Annotated in this window: 13 protein-coding genes; 4 read left to right on the top strand and 9 right to left on the bottom strand. The window is 62.6% G+C overall.

The genetic code is table 11. The features are described from left to right. Window positions 1-223: 223 nt before the first annotated feature. From EFR00_RS14535 to EFR00_RS14510, 6 genes are all read right to left on the bottom strand, one after another. Complete coding sequence (locus tag EFR00_RS14535) at window positions 224-1,390, bottom strand: M20 aminoacylase family protein (RefSeq protein ID WP_077990383.1); 1,167 nt, start codon at window positions 1,388-1,390, stop codon at window positions 224-226. 91 nt (window positions 1,391-1,481) lie between these two features. Further along, the gene (locus EFR00_RS14530; protein ID WP_077990385.1) at window positions 1,482-2,987 is read right to left on the bottom strand and encodes a tripartite tricarboxylate transporter permease; all 1,506 of its coding nucleotides are present in this window, start codon (window positions 2,985-2,987) and stop codon (window positions 1,482-1,484) included. Window positions 2,988-2,996: 9 nt separating this feature from the next. Then, the gene (locus EFR00_RS14525; RefSeq protein ID WP_009982366.1) at window positions 2,997-3,458 is read right to left on the bottom strand and encodes a tripartite tricarboxylate transporter TctB family protein; all 462 of its coding nucleotides are present in this window, start codon (window positions 3,456-3,458) and stop codon (window positions 2,997-2,999) included. Between the two features lie 199 nt (window positions 3,459-3,657). Further along, window positions 3,658-4,641 (bottom strand): tripartite tricarboxylate transporter substrate-binding protein, encoded by a 984-nt coding sequence (locus EFR00_RS14520; protein ID WP_038691001.1) that lies wholly within the window; start codon window positions 4,639-4,641, stop codon window positions 3,658-3,660. 197 nt (window positions 4,642-4,838) lie between these two features. Beyond that, window positions 4,839-6,173: a sigma-54-dependent transcriptional regulator gene (locus EFR00_RS14515; RefSeq protein WP_077990388.1), complete on the bottom strand. Its 1,335-nt coding sequence runs from the start codon at window positions 6,171-6,173 to the stop codon at window positions 4,839-4,841. Beyond that, window positions 6,170-8,044, bottom strand: a complete 1,875-nt coding sequence (locus EFR00_RS14510) for a sensor histidine kinase (protein WP_245345039.1) — start codon at window positions 8,042-8,044, stop codon at window positions 6,170-6,172. The genes EFR00_RS14515 and EFR00_RS14510 overlap by 4 nt, the downstream gene beginning before the upstream one ends. A gap of 111 nt (window positions 8,045-8,155) precedes the next feature. Between EFR00_RS14510 and EFR00_RS14505 the strand changes: the two genes are divergently transcribed. Continuing rightward, a complete protein-coding gene (locus EFR00_RS14505; protein ID WP_077990395.1) occupies window positions 8,156-8,818 on the top strand; it encodes a sulfite oxidase-like oxidoreductase in 663 nt (220 codons plus the stop codon). Here the strand turns inward: EFR00_RS14505 and EFR00_RS14500 are convergent. The 3 genes from EFR00_RS14500 to EFR00_RS14490 are packed head-to-tail and all read right to left on the bottom strand — an operon-like array spanning window position 8,803 to window position 10,383. Beyond that, window positions 8,803-9,426: a hypothetical protein gene (locus EFR00_RS14500; protein WP_406550269.1), complete on the bottom strand. Its 624-nt coding sequence runs from the start codon at window positions 9,424-9,426 to the stop codon at window positions 8,803-8,805. The two genes, EFR00_RS14505 and EFR00_RS14500, sit on opposite strands and share 16 nt — an antisense overlap. Next, window positions 9,426-10,160: a CbtA family protein gene (locus EFR00_RS14495; protein WP_077990397.1), complete on the bottom strand. Its 735-nt coding sequence runs from the start codon at window positions 10,158-10,160 to the stop codon at window positions 9,426-9,428. Before EFR00_RS14495 ends, EFR00_RS14500 begins: the two co-directional genes overlap by 1 nt. Before the next feature lie 13 nt (window positions 10,161-10,173). Next, window positions 10,174-10,383 (bottom strand): CbtB domain-containing protein, encoded by a 210-nt coding sequence (locus tag EFR00_RS14490; protein ID WP_010060821.1) that lies wholly within the window; start codon window positions 10,381-10,383, stop codon window positions 10,174-10,176. Window positions 10,384-10,615: 232 nt separating this feature from the next. Between EFR00_RS14490 and EFR00_RS14485 the strand changes: the two genes are divergently transcribed. The 3 genes from EFR00_RS14485 to EFR00_RS14475 all read left to right on the top strand — a co-directional run bounded on the left by EFR00_RS14485 (window position 10,616) and on the right by EFR00_RS14475 (window position 14,721). Beyond that, a complete protein-coding gene (locus EFR00_RS14485; RefSeq protein WP_010060819.1) occupies window positions 10,616-11,170 on the top strand; it encodes a histidine phosphatase family protein in 555 nt (184 codons plus the stop codon). Between the two features lie 483 nt (window positions 11,171-11,653). Beyond that, a complete protein-coding gene (locus tag EFR00_RS14480) occupies window positions 11,654-13,225 on the top strand; it encodes a putative bifunctional diguanylate cyclase/phosphodiesterase (RefSeq protein WP_077990400.1) in 1,572 nt (523 codons plus the stop codon). 317 nt (window positions 13,226-13,542) lie between these two features. Continuing rightward, window positions 13,543-14,721 carry an acetate/propionate family kinase gene (locus tag EFR00_RS14475; protein WP_077990403.1) on the top strand — a complete coding sequence of 393 codons (1,179 nt, stop codon included), beginning with the start codon at window positions 13,543-13,545 and terminating at the stop codon, window positions 14,719-14,721. Window positions 14,722-14,764 lie beyond the last annotated feature (43 nt).

The following is a 14,764-nucleotide window of genomic DNA, read 5'->3' as shown; positions in this document are numbered from 1 at the left end:
TCCGTCCAGCTGCCTGCCAAATCATCAAATTCAGCCACCATCACCCCGCCACACACCGAAGCGGGGCAAGCACAGATGACGGCAATCGCCTGACCCAAGCTGCAACGCCGGTTATGCAACAGTCCCCGCTGGGGAGAAGAGGGAATCGAGACGTTGCCACAAGTCTCTTCTCCCCTCGGGGAGAAGGTGCCCGTTAGGGCGGATGAGGGGCCGCAAACGCCAGCTAACCCTTCAACTCCCGCTCCACCAATGACACCCAATAAGCCGCGCCGTAGCCAAGCGCCTCATCATTGAAATCATAGGCCGTATTGTGATGCAGCGCCCCGCCCTCCGCCGGCCCGTTGCCGAGCCAGACGTAACAGCCCGGCGCATTCTGCGCGAAGAAAGCGAAATCATCGCCCGCCGTCGACGGCGGGAAGTTTGTCCGCACCTTCCCGAACACCGAGCCGGCCGCTGCGAGCGCCCGGGCAGTCGCATCCGCGTCATTGATCACCGGCGGGATCCGCCGCTCGAAATGATATTCGACTGATATGCCGTACATGGCCGCAGTCCCCTGCGCCAACCGGCCGATCTCGGTCTCCATCTGGTCCCGCACCTCGTGCGAATAGGCGCGTGCCGTGCCGCCGATCTCGACCAAATCGGGAATAACGTTCAGCGCCTTGGAATCGCCCGCCTGCAGGAAACAGGCGCTGACGACGGCCGGCTGCAGCGGATCGACCACGCGGCCGACGATCGTCTGCAGCGATGACAGGAAAGTGCCGGCGGCCGTGATCGGATCGCGGCCGAGATGCGGCTTGGCGCCGTGTGTGCCGACCCCGCGAAAGGTGACGCGCCAGCTGTCGGAAGAGGCAAGCTGCGGCCCCGCGACCACGGCGATCTCATCGACCGCAAGCCCTGGCATATTGTGCAGGCCGTAGACGGCATCGCAGGGGAAGAGCTTAAACAGCCCCTCCTCCACCATGCGCTTCGCGCCGCCGCGTCCCTCTTCGGCCGGCTGGAAAATGAAATGCACCGTGCCGGAAAAACCCCGCGTCGCCGCAAGGTGCCGCGCGGCGCCGAGCAGCATCGCCGTATGGCCATCATGGCCGCAGGCATGCATTTTGCCAGGCACGCTCGATTTATAAGGCCGCTCCGCCGTCTCAGTCATGGCGAGCGCATCCATATCGGCTCTCAACCCGATCCGGCGTATGCCATCGCCGACCTTGAGCGTGCCGACCACGCCGGTGCGGCCAAGGCCGCGATGCACCGTGACACCGGCCTCCTCGAGAAGCTTCGCGACGATGCCAGCGGTGCGCTCCTCCTCGAAACCGAGTTCGGGATGGGCGTGCAGATCGCGACGCAAGGTCGTGAGGAACGGCAAATCGTCCTTGATCCGGGCGGGGATGCTCATTGCCAGGATATCCCTTTATACGAAACGGGCGCCCAACCGGCGCCCGCGTCAGATCATCCTTGTTCATCAAACAAGCTGTGACTTCAAGCCCTCAGGCTTCTTCGACAAACACCTCCTCGCGCTTCTTCTTGACGCTCGGCAGGAACACGACAATCAGCACGGCAACCGCGATCGCCAGAAGCGTGGCGCTGATCGGACGGGTGACGAAGGTGGTCGGGTCGCCGCGCGACAGGATCATGGCGCGCCTGAGGTTCTCTTCCAGAAGCGGTCCAAGCACGAAGCCGAGCAGAAGCGGCGCCGGCTCGCAGCGAAGCTTTGCCAGCACGTAGCCGATGAAGCCGAAGAAGGCGACTGCATAGAGGTCGTAGACGTTCGTATTGACGCTGTAGACCCCGATCGAGCAAAAGGCCATGATGATGGGGAAGAGCACGTAATAGGGAACGGTCAGCAGCTTCACCCAGAGCCCGATCAGCGGCAGGTTGAGGATCACCAGCATCAGATTGCCGATCCACATCGAGGCGATGATGCCCCAGAACAGCGCCGGCTGCTCGGTGGCGACATTCGGCCCCGGCACGATGCCCTGGATGATCATCGCGCCGATCATCAGCGCCATGACGGGATTGGCGGGGATGCCGAGCGTCAGGAGCGGAATGAACGAGGTCTGCGCCCCGGCATTGTTAGCCGATTCCGGTCCGGCGACACCGGCAACCGCCCCCTTGCCGAATTCCTCCGGAGTCTTCGACATCCGCTTTTCCACCGTATAGGAGGCGAAAGCGGCCAGGATCGCGCCGCCACCCGGCAGGATGCCGAGTGCCGAACCGATCGCCGTGCCGCGAATGACCGGCGCGATCATCTCCTTGAATTCCTGGCGTGAGGGTAACAGGCCGGAGACTTTGGCCATCAGCACCGTCCGTGTCGACTCGCCCTCGAGGTTGCGCAGGATTTCCGCCACCCCGAAGACGCCGACGGCGAGTGCCACAAAATTCAGCCCGTCGGCATATTCGCGGATGCCGAGCGTGAAGCGCGGCGTGCCGGTGTAGATGTCGGTGCCGACGAGGCCGAGCAGCAGCCCGAGCGCCACCATCGCCAAGGCCTTGACGACCGAGCCGTGGGCAAGCGCAATCGACGAAACCAGGCCGACGATCATCAGCGAGAAATATTCCGCCGAGCCGAATTGCAGCGCAATCGCGGTGAGCGGCGGCGCAAAAATTGCAACCAGGAAGGTCGACACACTGCCGGCAAAGAACGAACCGAGCGCTGCGATCGCCAGCGCCGCCCCCGCCCTGCCCTTACGCGCCATCTGATAACCGTCGATCGCGGTAACGGCGGAGGAGGATTCGCCCGGCATGTTGATCAGGATTGCCGTCGTCGAACCGCCATACTGTGCACCGTAATAGATGCCGGCGAGCATGATCAGCGAGGAGACCGGTTCGAGCTGGAAGGTGATCGGCAGAAGCATGGCGATCGTCGCCGTGGCGCCGATGCCGGGCAAGACGCCGATCAGCGTGCCGAGCAGCACGCCGATCAGGCAAAAGAGCAGATTGTCAAACGTGCCGGCCGTCGCAAAGCCGAGCGCGAGATTGCTGAAAAGATCCATCATCGCCTCCTAGAACCGGACCCAGGGGCCGAAGCGCTCGAACGGCAGGCCGAGCCCATAGCTGAAGACAGCCACCGAAAAGACCGTCAGCAACAGCGAAAGAATGATCGCAAAGAACACGTTCATCCTTTGCGATGCGAAGCAGGCGATGAAGGCGGTGAAGAACAGCGCCGGCGCAAATCCGAGCCCGCGCACGGTCAGCCCGAAGAAGACCGGAGCCGGCAAGATGAACAGCATGCCGCGCCAGGCAAAGGGGTCAATCGGCTCACCCTCCACGCGCAGCGCCTGAATGAAGATGATCGCGCCGAGCAGTACGAGCACGGCGGAAAGCAACAGCGGAAAATAACCAGGCCCCATGCGCAGTGTCGTGCCGAGGTCGAGCCCCAGCGACTGGAAGGCGAAGAAAGCGCCGGTCGCGACGAAAAGCGCGCCGCAGATCGCATTGGTGGTATCGAAACTGATGGATTTCATGGTGTCTCCTGGAGTTGGAGATGGTTCACGTGATGCCGTCACAAAGGAGCTAGCCCTCATCCGCCTGCCGGCACCTTCTCCCCACAAGCCGGGAGAGATATGCCGCCGGCCCCCTGCAGCTGCTATTGAGCACGCAGTCCCCTCTCCCCGTTTACGGGGAGAGGGTTAGGGTGAGGGGCTATTCCTGGCACATCCCTCACTAGTCGGCATATTCCCCGGCAGCCTCGATCACCGGCTTCCAGCGGGCGATTTCGCTTTCGAGCTTGGCCTTCAGCGCGGCCGGCGTCGCATCGGCGTCGGAGGACGGCGCCGTGCCCAGTTCGGCGAAGCGGGCGCCGACATTCGGATCCTTCAGCGCGACCTGCAGCGACTTCGACAGCCGCTCGTTGATCTCGGCCGGTGTGCCCTTCGGTGTATAGATGCCGTGCCAGATACCGACTTCGAAGCCCGGCAGGCCGGCTTCGACCGCCGTCGGAACATCCTTCATCACATCGAGGCGCTTAGGCGAGGTTACGGCATAGGCCTTGATCGTGCCGCCCGTTATTTGCTTCGTCGTGTTGGTCGTCTGGTCGCACATGATATCGACCTGGCCGCCGAGAAGATCGGTCATGGCAGGACCCGTGCCCTTGTAGGGAACGGTCGTCAGCGGCGTCTGGATGGCGCTCATGAACATCATGCCGCAGAGATGCGAGGCTGCGCCGATGCCGGCATTGGCGACCGTCACCTTGTCCTTGTTGGCCTTGACGTAGTCGATCAGCCCCTTGAGGTCGGCCGGCTCCAAGTCCTTGCGGGCGACGATCGTCATCGGCACCTCAGTGACGAGGCCGACATAGTCGAATGCGCCGAGCGTGTCATAGGCGAGCTTGCGGTAGAGCGTGGCGCTGGTCGCCATGCCGATATGGTGCAGGAGGATGGTGTATCCATCGGGATCGGCGTTCGCGACCCGGCCGGCGCCGAGCGTGCCACCGGCGCCGCCGACATTTTCGACGACGATCTGCTGGCCGAGATCCTTCGACATGGATTCGGCGACGAGGCGTGCGACGGTATCGGTCGGGCCACCCGCTGAAAAGGGTACGACCATGGTGATGGTGCGCTCGGGATAGGTTTGCGCCGAAGCGGCGCCGGCGAGAACAGACACCGCGGCAGCCGCGGTCAGGCCGAGCATGGCCTTCAGGATTTTCATCGTTTCCTCCCTGATGAAACAACCGCCGGCACATCCTCCGCGCCGGTTCCGATCGCTATTTGCCGCCGGAAAAGGTCCAGCTGCAACCGCCGCCACCGCTTTCACAAGACGAATTTGCGACAGTGCGATGCAGCATGGGTCGATTTGGAAACAAACGGCTCTCGCGATGGGTGGAAATCCACCCATCGGAATGTGGATCAGCCGTCGGTAATCAGCATCCGCTTGTCGAGGCCGTATTTCTGCATCTTTTCGTAGAGCGTCTTGCGGGAAATGCCGAGCGATTCATAAACCGGCCGAAGGCTGCCGCCATGCGCGACCAGCGCGGTGGCAATGACGCCTCGCTCGAATTCGGCGACTCGCTCCGCAAGCCCCATCGCCTCTTCGGCCTGCCACCCGCCATTGTCGAGACCGAGGACCAGACGATCGGCGGCATTCCTCAATTCGCGGACATTGCCGGGCCAGTCACGCTGGGCAATGTCGGAGATCACCTCCGGCGGCACGAGGAGTTCGTCGCGGCCGTAGCGGGCGGCCGCCTCTCGCACTAGTTGCAGGAAAAGCAGCGGAACGTCCGGCCGTCGTTGAGACAGCGACGGCACGTGCAGCGTCGCAACATTCAGCCGGTAGAAGAGATCGGCACGGAAGCGGCCGGCTGCCACCTCCGCCTCGAGATCCACCTTGCTCGTCGCAATGAAGCGGACGTCGAGCGGCACGATCTCGTTCGACCCGAGCCTGGAAATCACCCGCTCCTGCAGCACCCTCAGGAACTTCGCCTGCAGGTCAAACGGCATGGAGCCGATCTCGTCGAGCAGGATGGTGCCGCCGCGCCCGTGCTCGAATTTTCCGTAACGCGGCCTGACCGCTCCCGGAAAGGCGCCTGGCTCATGACCGAAAAGCTCGCTCTCGATGAGATTCGCCGGCAGCGCGGCGCAATTGATAGCGATGAACGGCCGGCTTGCCCGGGCACTGATGTCGTGAAGCGCGCGGGCCACCACCTCCTTGCCGGCGCCGGTCTCGCCGACAATAAGCGTATCGGCATCGCTCGCCCCGATCGCCCGGATGCGGTAGCGCAGATCCACCATCACCTGTGTACGCCCCGGCAGCCGCGCCTCGATATCGTCGCGTTTGCCCGCGACCGCCTTCAGCAGCCGGTTTTCGAGCACGAGGCCACGCCGCTCCATTGCTCGCCGAATGACCCCTGCGAGCATTTCAGGCGTGAACGGCTTCTCGATGAAATCATAGGCGCCTTCGCGCATCGCCTTCACCGCAAGCTGGACGTCGCCGTGGCCGGTGACGAGGATAACTGGCACTTCCTGATCGATCTCGCGGATTTTCTGCATCAGCGTCATGCCGTCGATACCGGGCATGCGGATATCGCTGACGACGACGCCGGGAAAGCTGTAGCCGATCAGCTCCAGCACATGATCGCCGTTCGAAAAGGTCTCGACGCTGAAGCCGGAAAGCTCCAGCGCCTGCGCAGTCGACCGGCGCAACTCTTCTTCGTCGTCGACAAGCAGGATCTTCGCTTCGTTCATTCCGCCGCCTCCGGCATCAGCCCTGCCGCCGACCGCAGCTCGATGCGGAACACCGCGCCCCCTTCGGGATGATTGGCGGCGGCAAGGCTGCCGCCGAAATCCTTGACGATGTTATAGGAGATCGAAAGCCCCAGACCGAGCCCCTTGCCGACGCCTTTCGTCGTGAAGAACGGATCGAAGATGCGCTCGGCAATCGCCGCCGGCACACCCGGCCCATGGTCGCGCACGGTCAGCACTACCTTGCCGGCCTCCTCGAAAGCCGACACTTCGATGCGCCTGTCAGCCAGTCCTTCGACCGCATCGGCGGCATTGGAGATGACGTTCACCAGCACCTGCTGCAGACGCACCGAACCGGCACGCACGACCGGCGGCTGCGTTCCGAGGTCGAGCCGGAGCTCGGCGTCCGCCGCCTTCAGCCGCCATGCGACGATTTCCAGCGTATCACGCATCGCATCGTCGAGAGCGACCGGCCCGAGTTTCTCGTTCGGTTTGCGGGCAAAGTTGCGCAGGTGCCGGCTGATCGAGGCCATGCGGTCGATCAGACCGCCGATCCGCCTAATATTGTCCCTGGCCTCCTCCATTCGCCCGCGGTCGATCAGCACGGCGGCGCTGTCCGTATAGGTCTTGGCTGCGGCGAGCGGCTGATTGAACTCATGCGAAAGAGCCGCCGACATCTGCCCGAGCCCGGCAAGCTTGCCGGCCTGGATCAGATCGGCCTGGGTCTGACGAAGCTGCTGTTCGGTCAGCCGTCGCTCTGAAATCTCCTCCTCGATGCGGCTGTTGACGCGGGCAAGATCGGCGGTGCGCTCCTCAACCCGGCGCTCCAGCTCGCCCTGCGCCTCAGCCTGCATCTGCATGCGCTCGGCAAGCCGCGCCCGCCGCTGGCGGAGCACAGCGACGGCGAGCGCGGCGATACAAAGGATGAGGAAGACGGCCACCAGTGCCGTGCGCGCCTGGGCGCGGATGGAGCTCGTTTCCATCAGCACGTTCACCGTCCAGTCCTCGGCCGGCATGTAATGCGACAGCACGAGATATTCGCTTGCGCCCCGATCACTTGCCAGCGTCATCAGCTCGTGCTGTTCGAAGCGGTGACGCACCACCGGCAACCCGGTCAGCCTGGCATTGGCATAACGCCGCGAGGCTTCCGTGCGGGCGATGCGGTCGGACGTCAGCGGCAGGATTGCTCCGTAGAGCCATTCCGGGCTTCCCGACATGAAGATGATGCCCTCCGGATCGGAGACGAAGATCTTGTATTCCCCGCCGCTCCAGGAGGATTCGATCATGTCGATATCGACCTTGAAAACGATGACGCCACGGATGTCAGCCCCGACCCTGATCGGCGCCGAGAAATAATAGCCGCGTTTCAGTGAGGTTGTGCCGAGCGCATAAAACCGCGCCTGCCGCCCCTCGATCGCCTCCTGGAAATAAGGCCGGTAGTTGAAATTTTGCCCGACGAAGCTTCCCGGTCCATCATAATTACTGGCGGCGATCGTCTCCCCATCCGGCTTCACGACATAGATGTCGGACGACTTCAACAGCCCGTTGATCTCCTTGAGGTAGAGATTGGCAGTCTCGCGCAACGCCCCGTCGTCGGGGGTGCTGACCAGCTCCTTGATATCGTCGTGATCGGCAATCAGCGCCGGCAGCGCCTCGTAGCGATTGAGGTGGCCGCTGAGCGCCGAAACCGCGAGACGCAGCGTCGTTCCAGCCTGCGCCGAGGCTTCTTCCATGTAGGCGCGCGTCGCAATCGCGCTTCCATAGGTGAAGAAGGCGAAAATGATTATCGGCACTACCAAAAGCGCCGCTATCGCGCGATATCTCGAAGACAGATCCGGCTCCTCCCTTTCTGCCTCCACTCCCCAGCAAGGCACGCCCGACGGGCTCCAAGTCTAATGATACAGACGGGGATTTCCAAGGGTCTGCCGAAACTTGACACCCGGGGAGCCGAATGCCCTATTGCGGCATCCCAAGGAGACCCGCTCATGAGCGACGACCAGACGCCCTCCGACAGCAAGCTGACCAGTTCCAAACGCCGCTGGGCGGCGGAGGGAAAATTCCTGACCGGCCGCGTCAGCCGTCCTGAAGCCGAGCGCCTGCCACCCGGTCAGCACCTCGTCAAGAACTGGCCGGTGCTCGATCTCGGCCAGCAGCCGGTCATCTCCACCAACAGCTGGCGGCTCGATGTCCGCGGCCTGGTCGAAACACCGCTCACGCTCAACTGGGCGGCCTTCCAGGCGATCGAGCAGAGCACCAAGGTCAGCGATATCCACTGCGTCACCACCTGGTCGCGTTACGACAACAACTGGAAAGGCGTTTCGACGCGGGATCTGCTCGATCTCGCCATGCCGAAGCCGGAAGCGGCCTACGTCCTGCTGACGAGTTATGACGGCTACACCACCAACCTGCCGCTTGCCGATTTCGCCGCCGAGGACGCGATCCTGGCGACCTCATGGGAGGGCCTGCCGCTGACATCAGACCATGGCGGCCCGATGCGCCTGGTCGTGCCGCATCTATATTTCTGGAAAAGCGCCAAATGGCTGCGCCAGATCGAGCTGATGCCCGCCGACAAGGCCGGGTTCTGGGAAAAGAACGGTTACCACATGTATGGCGATCCGTGGCGCGAACAGCGCTATTCCGACGACTGAGCTTTCGGCCGCAAGACGCGTCTAAGCACAAGGCCGGCAAGACCGAACAGGGCAGCCAATCCTGTCAACGATGCCATGCTGGCAGGATGAAGCGGCACTTTGCTCCAATTTGGCTTGACGATGTCGGCGGTGTTGAAGGCCTCGCCGCTGAACTGGCAGGTGATGAGCGCGAGCCCGCGTCGCGCCATATCCGCGTCGATTGCCGAGATGATTTCACCCGCCGCGGCCGCCTCCCGCGGCATCTCCCGCATCGACAGCAATACAGCTTTCGTCGCCGCAAGATAGGCATGGGCGCATTCGTTGAAAGGGCTTTCCTCGTCCGTCACGCTGCCCGGCATCCGGCCCCACAGACAATAGGAATACTGGATCTCGGCGTAGTTCAGGACGCGGCGGAACGGTTCGTTGGTATCGACCGCCCGCGACGCCAGCCCGATAATCCCGCTGCGGTAATCGGAAATGACCGCCATCTCGCCGTGGGAAATGGCGGGGATCTCGAGGCCGGCATGGCTACCGTCGGCGCTGCGCTCATGGGCAGACGTGTTTCCCGCAAGCAATGGGAACAGGCTTGCGATCAGAGCGAGAGCCGCAAGCCTGCCGATGCGCCGGATCACCGGAAGGCGGGCCGCAGCCCGCCCTTGAGGGCAAGCCGTCTTTCCGCGAGCGCTCCGAAGGCAAGGCCGAGCGTTGCCCAGAGAATCGCGTGCATGCCGAGCGAGGTCGTGCGGAACCGCCAGAGTACCATCGCCGAGAAATTCTCCGGCACTTCGTTGATCGGGGGCAGCAGATAAAGCACGACGCCGATGAAGACGAGATAGGCGAGAGCGGCGACGATCGCGCCGTTCCAAAGCCCGAAACGCTCGGAAAGGCGGCGCGACAGCGCCACGGCGGCAATCAGCGCCGCGACCGAAACGACGATCATCAGGAAGAACAGCTCCGTCCTGACGCCGATCGTGTCGGGGTTGCCGACCGCCGGCGGGTTGGCCGGATATTTGATACCGGGAACGAGCACGATCGCCACGAAGGCGGCGATGGCGATGACAGCAGAGGTGCCACGCGCCGAAAGAGCGCTGAAGCGCCCGTGCACGAAAGCAAAGGCGAGGGCAAATAGTCCGCCGACGGCAACGCTGTAAGCCATGACGCCGGTGAAGAGGCCGAGACCGGCCTGCGTGGCGCGGCTGACGACTTCAGGTTCGGCCGCTTGCCCGGCCGCCTGCGCGCTCGCCTCTTCGAAGGCGATTGCCGCATCGACCAGCGGTTCGCCGAAGATATGGGCGAAGGCGAAAACGAGAATGCCAGCAATCACGCCCGCGAACATGCCGCGAAGCAAAAGGTTTCCAACCATGTCGGGAACTCCCTCAGTGGCAGGGAAAGCCGAGAAGGTGGCGGCCGTCATGCACGAATTCATGCACATACATGCCGTTGAACAGCGCCATCGCGCCTTCCTCGGTGCCGACGAAATAGATGGCGATGAGCATCAGCAGGCCGCCGAAGATCGCCCAGGGCAGGATTTCGCCGACCGGGATCGGCGCTGGTGCCGCGACGGGCGTGAAAGTGGTGTCAGACATGTATTCCTCCGGAATGACGCGTTCAGTCGAAAGAGTGCTTGTGCGGCAGGGTCTGACTTCCAGCGCGAAGAGCTTTCGACACGCTGGTCACAGTGGCGCGACCGCGCCGGATTTCCACCGGCTTCCAAACCCGCAACAGCCCGGTTATATCTGCACGCCGAAGAGACTGTCAACGAAACTTCACGAAACGCCTAAGGGCCATCCCCACCGCTATCCGGAGATCAGCACGACCGTGAACACGCGCCTCACCTGGATCTGCCACGGCGCGACGGCGGCGAGTCGCAAGGCCCTTTTCCCGCTCGACGAACCGCTGGAAGGCAAGGCCGCTGAAGAAGCTGGCGGGATGGCCGTCCTCCCCCGTGCCGACCGTATTGTCACGAGCCCCGCCTTGCGTGCCCGCGAGACAGCCGAGGCGCTGCGGCTTCAGGCCGGGATAGAGCCGTCGCTTCGCGACTGCGACCATGGCCGCTGGGCCGGCAGGCCGATCGCGGCGATCGAGGCGGAAGAGCCGGAAAGCCTCATGGCCTGGATGACCGAGCCGGCAGCAGCACCGCACGGCGGCGAGAGCCTTGTTGATCTGCGAAAGCGCGTCGTCGGCTGGATGGACACCCAATCGGCCCTCGGCGGTCACGTCATCGCCGTCAGCCATGCGGCTGTCATCCGGGCGGCCGTCGCACATGTGCTTCAGGCGCCGCCTTCCTCCTTCTGGCTGAGCGACGTCGAGCCGCTCGCCATCCTTCGCATGACCAGCAACGGCAGCCGCTGGTCTCTGCGCTTCCAGCATTAGAGAACCCGCATTTTATCCAGCCTTACACAAGCAAATTGTGTCATCCCTGTTGAACCCGGTTGCCCGGGGACTACCTTCCTTGTCCCAAGGAGATGGAAGAATGACATATGATTGGAGTGGAGAACGGACGCGGCGCCTGCGTTTTATGCGCTTCGCCACGTTCACGGTTCTGGCCGGTCTCATCGTCAGCGTTCCGCTGCTGATCGTCACCGCCTGACGCACGAGAAAGGGCGAGCATGCGATAGCACGCTCGCCTTCGTTCTTCATCCTATCTTTGCAGTACCAATCACCTGCGGCAATTATTCTCCTTATGGTCGAGATCCGTCAAACAGCCGCCACGCAATTCCGGTTGTATCTCAATACCATCGGGGCTTTTGATGCCGCAGCGGCAAACCCACCCCTCTGAAAATTCGCCTTCTGGTTTCAACGAACATTTCAGACTTTTGTGATATCACCACGCGGGGTGGAGATGGAGAAGGCATTATGCCGGTGTTTTTCCAGAGCAGAGCCGGAAGGCAATGCATGTCGATCGTCGGTTTGGGGATAACCCTCTGGCTCCTCGGTACGCTGCTCCGGTTCGACGACAGCCTCGTTTCATTCATGACCCATTTCCGCGCCTATGGCGCCGACAAGCTCGTTCTTGGGCTCGGCATCGCTGGCGCTATGAGCTTCGTCTATTCGGTGCTGCGTATTGCCGACCTGCGCAAGGAAATGGAATTGCGCGTCGCCGCTCAGGCGAAGGCCGATTGGACGGCAACTCATGACCATCTGACCAAGCTACCGAACCGCTACGCCTTCGAGCGCAAGGCTCTCGCACGGCCTATCAAGAACGACGAGGCCGAAGTCGAGGAATGGGACGACAACGTCACCATTTTCTCTGTCGATCTCGACGGCTTCAAGAAAGTCAACGATCTCGTCGGCCACAAAGGCGGCGACGTGTTGCTCATCGAAGTCGCCAGGCGCATCTGCGCGCTCGGCAATGCAGATTGCGTCTACCGCTTTGGGGGCGACGAATTCATCATCGTCGCCTTTGCTTTGACCGCGCAACGGGAGGAGCGTTTCGCCAGGCTGCTGATCCAGGCCGTGACCCGACCGATCCATATCGATGGCTTTGCCGTCGAAGTCGGCGCCAGCGTCGGCTACGATCGCTGGGCTGAGGGAACCGAACCGCTGGAAGATGCCGCCCATCGTGCCGACCTCGCCATGTACGAGGCCAAATCACGCGGCCCCAACCATTTTCTCGCCTTCGAAACCTCAATGCAGGACAAGGTAGCCGAGCGCGCCTCCTTGGAAACCAGACTGCGCGCCGCAATCGCCAGTAAAGACATTAAGCCCTTCTATCAGCCGCTGATCGACCTGAAGACCGGCCAGCTCTGCGGTTTCGAAGCGCTCGCGCGCTGGGCGGGCGAGGATGACATCCACATTCCGCCGCCGGTCTTCATCGACATTGCCGAGGAAACCGGCATGATCACCGCCTTGTTCGAGGATCTGCTCGCCCAGGCCTGCAGCGACGCGCTCACCTGGCCGGCGCATGTCATGTTGTCCTTCAACGTCTCGCCAGTGCAGATGGAAGACAAGCTCTTGACATCCCGCATCCTCAAGGTGCTGTCGGCAACCCGGCTGCCGCCGCAACGCCTGGAAGTGGAGATCACCGAGAACGCGCTGATTCAGGATCCCGCCATCGCCGCCGTCATTCTTGAAGAACTGCATGCTGCCGGCATCCAGATCGCCCTTGATGATTTCGGCACGGGCTATTCGAGCCTCGCCCAGCTCGCCCGCTACCGCTTCGACAAGATCAAGATCGACAAAAGTTTCATCGCCACCTATCGCGACGACGAACGCCAGGAAAAGATCGTCCGCGCCATGCTTGGTCTCGGCAGAAGCCTCAATATCAAGACGACTGCGGAAGGCGTCGAGGAGCATGGCCAGCTCGCCTTCCTGCTGCAACTCGGCTGTGACATCGGCCAGGGCTATCTTTTCGGCAAGGCGATGCCCGCCGCCGAGGCGGACACCTTCATCCGCGACCGCAACGCCAATCTGGCATCCACGGCCTGACGAGGCTTTAAGCGCGTCGCATTCAGTTTGATTTATGCGACGCGCTAGAACACCTGCCGCAGGATCATGGGAAGCATCGCGATGAACCTCTCAAGACGTCCTCACCACCCACGCCCGTAAGTCACTGACGGCAGAGCATTGCCCGCTGCGGGATGGCTGAGGGGCGCATTCATGAAAGGTGCCGGGTTACAATCCGAATGCATCAAGAGGGCCGGGCGGGCCCGCAAATACGCGTGACGGACGAATAGATATCTTTCCATCAGAAGTCCCGGCACTAAGTTCGGTCATCATTATGCCTGCGCGGAACTGCTAAAGACATGTCATCGACCGACCTGCTTCTGACCTTCAATGCCGGCTCTTCTACCGTCAAAATCGGCATCTTCTCGATTGAGAGCGCCGAAGCACGACACATCGGCAAGTGCGTCATCGATTTTCGTGCCGACCCACTCAGCCTCAGCCTGAACAAGGGACTGCAGACGTTCGACCTGCCGCTGAAGGCGGAGGTAACGGACGACCTGCACGGCGTCATCGATGAGACCTTCGGGCTTCTCGCCAACCACTTCGACATGACCGCCGCGCACGCCGCCGGTCACCGCGTCGTCCATGGCGGCGACCGCTTCACGAGGGCAGCCGCCCTCGACACCACCACAATCGATGCCGTCGAAGCGCTGATCCCGCTCGCGCCGCTGCACCAGCCGCAAGCGCTGCGTTTCATTCGCGCGCTCAGACATGTGAAGCCGCATCTTGTCCAGACAGCCTCCTTCGACACCGCCTTCCATGCCACGCAGGATGATCTCGTTCGCCGTCTCGCCATACCCCGTTCCCTGCATGACGAGGGCATCAAGCGTTACGGCTTCCACGGGCTTTCCTATAAATTCATCGCTGGTGAACTTGCCGGCAAGGCGCCGCAGGCTGCCAAGGCGGTGGTCGCCCATCTCGGCAGCGGCGCCAGCCTCTGTGCGCTCGACAAGGGCATCAGCCGCGATTGCAGCATGGGCTTTTCGACGCTCGACGGCATCCCGATGGCAACGCGCCCGGGCTGGCTCGATCCCGGCGTCATCCTGCATCTGGCAGGAGAGAGAAAACGCTCCCTGGGCGAGATCGAGGATCTGCTCTATCACCGCTCGGGCCTGCTCGGCGTTTCCGGCATCAGCGCCGACACGCGCGACCTGTTGACGGACGGACGGCCGGAAGCGCGCCAGGCGATCGACCTCTTCACGCTGCGCATTGCCGGCGAGATCGGCCGCATGGCGGTAACTCTCGGCGGCCTCGATGCTGTCGTTTTCACCGCCGGCATCGGCGAAAATCAGCCGGAGATCCGCGCCGGCGTGGCGAAACACCTCGCCTGGTTCGGCCTTTCGATCGACGAAGAGGCGAATGCCGGCAATGATTTTACGATCAGCGCCGGGGAAAGCCGCGTGGCTGCCCATGTCATCGCCACGGACGAGGAACAGGTGATCGCCGACGAGGCGCTATCCCTTCTCGCCGCCCGCTGATCCAGATCAATGGCGCGCTGGCGTCAGCGGCTAGAAATAACGT

It is taken from the genome of Rhizobium sophoriradicis (assembly GCF_003939025.1).
GTDB lineage: Bacteria > Pseudomonadota > Alphaproteobacteria > Rhizobiales > Rhizobiaceae > Rhizobium > Rhizobium sophoriradicis.
This window is presented reverse-complemented; position numbering and strand designations above follow the sequence as displayed.

Coding starts and splice junctions, on each gene's coding strand:
- EFR00_RS14535 (WP_077990383.1), bottom strand. CDS start 1,390: ATGAGCATCCCCGCCCGGATCAAGGACGATTTGCCGTTCCTCACGACC.
- EFR00_RS14530 (WP_077990385.1), bottom strand. CDS start 2,987: ATGGATCTTTTCAGCAATCTCGCGCTCGGCTTTGCGACGGCCGGCACG.
- EFR00_RS14525 (WP_009982366.1), bottom strand. CDS start 3,458: ATGAAATCCATCAGTTTCGATACCACCAATGCGATCTGCGGCGCGCTT.
- EFR00_RS14520 (WP_038691001.1), bottom strand. CDS start 4,641: ATGAAAATCCTGAAGGCCATGCTCGGCCTGACCGCGGCTGCCGCGGTG.
- EFR00_RS14515 (WP_077990388.1), bottom strand. CDS start 6,173: ATGAACGAAGCGAAGATCCTGCTTGTCGACGACGAAGAAGAGTTGCGC.
- EFR00_RS14505 (WP_077990395.1), top strand. CDS start 8,156: ATGAGCGACGACCAGACGCCCTCCGACAGCAAGCTGACCAGTTCCAAA.
- EFR00_RS14495 (WP_077990397.1), bottom strand. CDS start 10,160: ATGGTTGGAAACCTTTTGCTTCGCGGCATGTTCGCGGGCGTGATTGCT.
- EFR00_RS14490 (WP_010060821.1), bottom strand. CDS start 10,383: ATGTCTGACACCACTTTCACGCCCGTCGCGGCACCAGCGCCGATCCCG.
- EFR00_RS14480 (WP_077990400.1), top strand. CDS start 11,654: ATGCCGGTGTTTTTCCAGAGCAGAGCCGGAAGGCAATGCATGTCGATC.
- EFR00_RS14475 (WP_077990403.1), top strand. CDS start 13,543: ATGTCATCGACCGACCTGCTTCTGACCTTCAATGCCGGCTCTTCTACC.